The organism is Herbaspirillum sp. UBA812 (genome assembly GCF_002296545.1).
Lineage (GTDB): Bacteria > Pseudomonadota > Gammaproteobacteria > Burkholderiales > Burkholderiaceae_D > Herbaspirillum > Herbaspirillum huttiense.
In genome coordinates, this window is the sequence record NZ_DBIC01000229.1 from 769 (window position 1) to 3,935 (window position 3,167).

Consider the following 3,167-nt stretch of genomic DNA (forward strand, 5'->3'; position numbering starts at 1 on the left):
TTCACGGTGGAACTGGCTGGTGAAGAACACGCCGCTCCCTACACGCTCCATCCCAGCGGCCGCTTCCGCCATCAGCGCAGTTATGTCGAACACTGCCTGCAAGCGGCGGGCCTGGAGGTGCTGCTGGTGCGCGAAGAAAGCCTGCGCGTCGAAATGCAGCAAGCCGTGCCGGGACTGGTGGTCCTGGCACGGGGGTGAACGATCGCGCCGGAGCGCCGGCGCGACTTGGCCGCGCTCAGCCGATGGCGCGAGCGATGGCCGGCAACATGTCCGACGGTTCCGGACGGCGGGTGTAGTCTGGATTGACTTCGGCATAAACGATCACGCCATCCGGCGCGATCACGTAGCGGGCCGGCATGGGCAGCGTCCAGCTGGCATCGCCATTGAAAGCGGGCAATTCATTCTTGAGCGAGCGATACAGCTCCACCAGATAGTCCGGCAAGGTGAAGCGCAGTCCGAAGGCGGCGGCCACCTCATTGCCCGCGTCCGAGAGGATGGAGAATTCCAGCCCGTTCTGGCGCATCGCCTTGCGGCTGTTGGCCGGCAGCTGCGGCGAGATCGCCACCAGGCTGGCTCCGGCCTGCTGCAACTGCGGCAGGACTTCCTGCAGCGCCTGCAATTCCATATTGCAGTAAGGGCACCACACACCACGATAGAAACTCACCGCCAGCGGTCCTCGGGCCAGCAGCTCGGCGGAGGAGACCGGCTTGCCATCCGGATCGGCCAGCGTGAACTGCGGTGCACGGTCACCCGCCTTGAGCGCCCGTGCGGCCGCCCCTGATGCGATCAGTTCATCGGTGGCGCGCTGCATGGTGGCAATGACCGGTGCGGGTACATTGTAGGGTGGCTTGCCGGCCACGAAGTCGGCTTTGAAGGCGTCCAGCTTGTCTTGCAGAGTCATGATGAGGCTCCTGTCATTGAGGTCGGTAAATGGGATAAGGCTGCTCGGCGGTGTTCCTCACCACCGACGCAGCGCATTCTGGTCCTCTGCTGACGGGAATGGCAGACAGGCAATGGCTATAATGCTTATTCCACTTTGGAATAAATGAGATCACTATGGATCGCTTGCTGGCCATGACGGCCTTCGTACGGGTCGTGGAGGCGGGATCGTTCTCGGCGGCGGCGCGGGTGCTGGGCGTGGGGCAGCCGGCAGTCTCCAAGACCGTGGCGCAGCTGGAAGACAAGCTCAAGGTCAGGCTGCTGCTGCGCTCCACTCACGGTCTCACGCCGACCGAAGCGGGGATGCGTTTCTTCGAGCGTGCCCGCGTGGCCATCCAGGAAGCGGAGGAAGCCGAACTGGCCGCACGCGGTGCCGGCGCAGGCCTGGCCGGACGCTTGCGGGTTTCGGCCGCCCCCACCTTTGCGCGGCTGTTCGTGATTCCCTTCCTGCCGCTGTTTCTGGCACGTCATCCGGCACTGGAGGTGGACGTGATCCTGGATGACCGCACCATCGACCTGGTGGCCGAAGGCATCGACGTCTCCCTGCGCATGGGGAACCTGGCCGATTCCGCCAGCGTCGCGCGCAAACTGGCCACGACACGGCGCTCGGTGCTGGCTACCCGCGCCTATCTGGAGCGGGTTCCGGCACCACGGGTACCGGCAGATCTGGCCAGGCACGAGACCCTGGTCTTGAGCCAATTGGACAATGTCTGGACCTTCACCCGTGCCAGTACCGCAGTCTCGGTCATGGTGCAGGGGCGGGTGCGTTTCAACGCCGCCGAGGGCATCCGCGCGGCCGTGCTGGCCGACATGGGTCTGGCCATTGCCTCTGACTGGATGTTCGCCCCTGAACTGGCGGCCGGCAGCGTGGTACGCGTCCTGGAAAAATGGACGCTGCCGGACATCGCCCTGTGGGCGGTCTTTCCCACCGGCAGGCTGGCCAGTGCCAAGGCGCGTGCCTTCGCTGATTTCGTCGAGGAGATCATGCTGCAGCAGCAGATCCTGACCTGAAGCACGCGTCGATCAGGGCGCGTGGCATGGATCCTGCATCGCATCGCGGCAAGCCTGCCGACCCAAGCATGCCAGGACGGCAGCGCGGGGGCGGGAGCCATATCCACCGTGCAACACGGATGAAGAAAGTTTCACTTTTTGTCGCACTTTTAGACCAAGGTACAGTCGTACCGGCATCCGGCATGGCTTAGAATAGCCAAAGCTCACGACGTAATCGATTGGTACGCACCGGCTTGATGCGCGATGAATTTCCCCTTTTCGTCGCCCTGGACAGGCCGCCAAGGTGCGACATCTGAAAAGGAAACGTAATGACGCAGTCACCCAAAAACATCTCGGCCCTGATGTGTGAGCTCAGCGTGGCGCTGGCGGAATTGTCGGAGAAGATGAGCAATCTCTCGGTCACGCTGGAAAATTCCTACCTGGAATCCAACGCCCCGGAACCGGCCGCCCTCATGGAAGCGGCCCGCGAAACCATCGAGAAGGCCCGCGGCAGCTGAGTCCACGCCGCGCCAGCATCTCCTTTCAACTCACCGCATCCGGCAGCCGGATTCATTCCGGCCTGCCCGGCTAACCGGCCACCCAGCCACAGCAGCGGCCTCCCTCATCAAAAGTCATATTTCAGCTCGGCAAAAACCGTGCGCTGCGGGAAGGGATGGAACAGGAAGTAATCCCGGTTGGTCAGGTTGTCCACGCCCACCGCACCGCTCCAGTGGCGGTCGATGCGATAGCGCACGCGGGCATCGAACACGGTATAGCCATCGAAGCCCTGATAGGTGTGCGTGTTGATGTCGGTATTGTCGACGGTCGCGTAGACCCGCCCGCTGTAGCGCCCTGCCACCGTATAGGTCCAGCGGTCATCCGGCTTGTAGCTGGCCACCAGCGTGGCGCGCCATTCCGGCACGTAGGGCGTGCGCTTGCCCACCGAGGTCGCGCCCGCCGTGGTGGCGACATAGCCCTTGTTTTCCAGGATGCGGGCATCGACCCAGGTCACGCTGCCGTTCAGCGAGAAACCGCGCACCAGCAGATCGTTGCGCTCGAAGGCCGCCTCGATGCCGCGCTGGCGGGTGCGATCCACGTTCTGCGTGAAGGAGGCCACACCGCTGCCGATGGTGGAACTTTGCGAAATCAGCGCATCCGACACCCGCTCTTCGAACAGCGAAACGCGCCACTTGCCCTGCCCTTCCTGCAACTGCTTTTCGATGGCCAGTTCGGTGGAC

Annotated in this window: 4 protein-coding genes and 1 pseudogene; 3 read left to right on the forward strand and 2 right to left on the reverse strand. The window is 63.6% G+C overall.

The window, feature by feature from the left end:
* Positions 1 to 198, forward strand: a pseudogene (locus tag B3873_RS14925) (methyltransferase); the annotation flags it as partial.
* 37 nt (positions 199 to 235) lie between these two features.
* Here the strand turns inward: B3873_RS14925 and B3873_RS14930 are convergent.
* Entirely contained in the window at positions 236 to 901 is a 666-nt protein-coding gene (locus tag B3873_RS14930; RefSeq protein WP_286867016.1) for a peroxiredoxin-like family protein, read from the reverse strand.
* 155 nt (positions 902 to 1,056) lie between these two features.
* Here B3873_RS14930 and B3873_RS14935 point away from each other — a divergent pair, with 155 nt between their 5' ends.
* Both B3873_RS14935 and B3873_RS14940 read left to right on the forward strand, forming a co-directional pair.
* Entirely contained in the window at positions 1,057 to 1,950 is an 894-nt protein-coding gene (locus B3873_RS14935) for a LysR family transcriptional regulator (RefSeq protein ID WP_121044847.1), read from the forward strand.
* Between the two features lie 308 nt (positions 1,951 to 2,258).
* Positions 2,259 to 2,447 carry a hypothetical protein gene (locus B3873_RS14940; protein ID WP_034333213.1) on the forward strand — a complete coding sequence of 63 codons (189 nt, stop codon included), beginning with the start codon at positions 2,259 to 2,261 and terminating at the stop codon, positions 2,445 to 2,447.
* A gap of 107 nt (positions 2,448 to 2,554) precedes the next feature.
* On the opposite strand, the gene B3873_RS14945 is transcribed toward B3873_RS14940, so the two are convergent.
* On the reverse strand, positions 2,555 to 3,167 hold a 613-nt coding region (locus B3873_RS14945), incomplete at its 5' end, for a TonB-dependent receptor domain-containing protein (RefSeq protein WP_286867020.1).

Coding starts and splice junctions, on each gene's coding strand:
- B3873_RS14930 (WP_286867016.1), bottom strand. CDS start 901: ATGACTCTGCAAGACAAGCTGGACGCCTTCAAAGCCGACTTCGTGGCC.
- B3873_RS14935 (WP_121044847.1), top strand. CDS start 1,057: ATGGATCGCTTGCTGGCCATGACGGCCTTCGTACGGGTCGTGGAGGCG.
- B3873_RS14940 (WP_034333213.1), top strand. CDS start 2,259: ATGACGCAGTCACCCAAAAACATCTCGGCCCTGATGTGTGAGCTCAGC.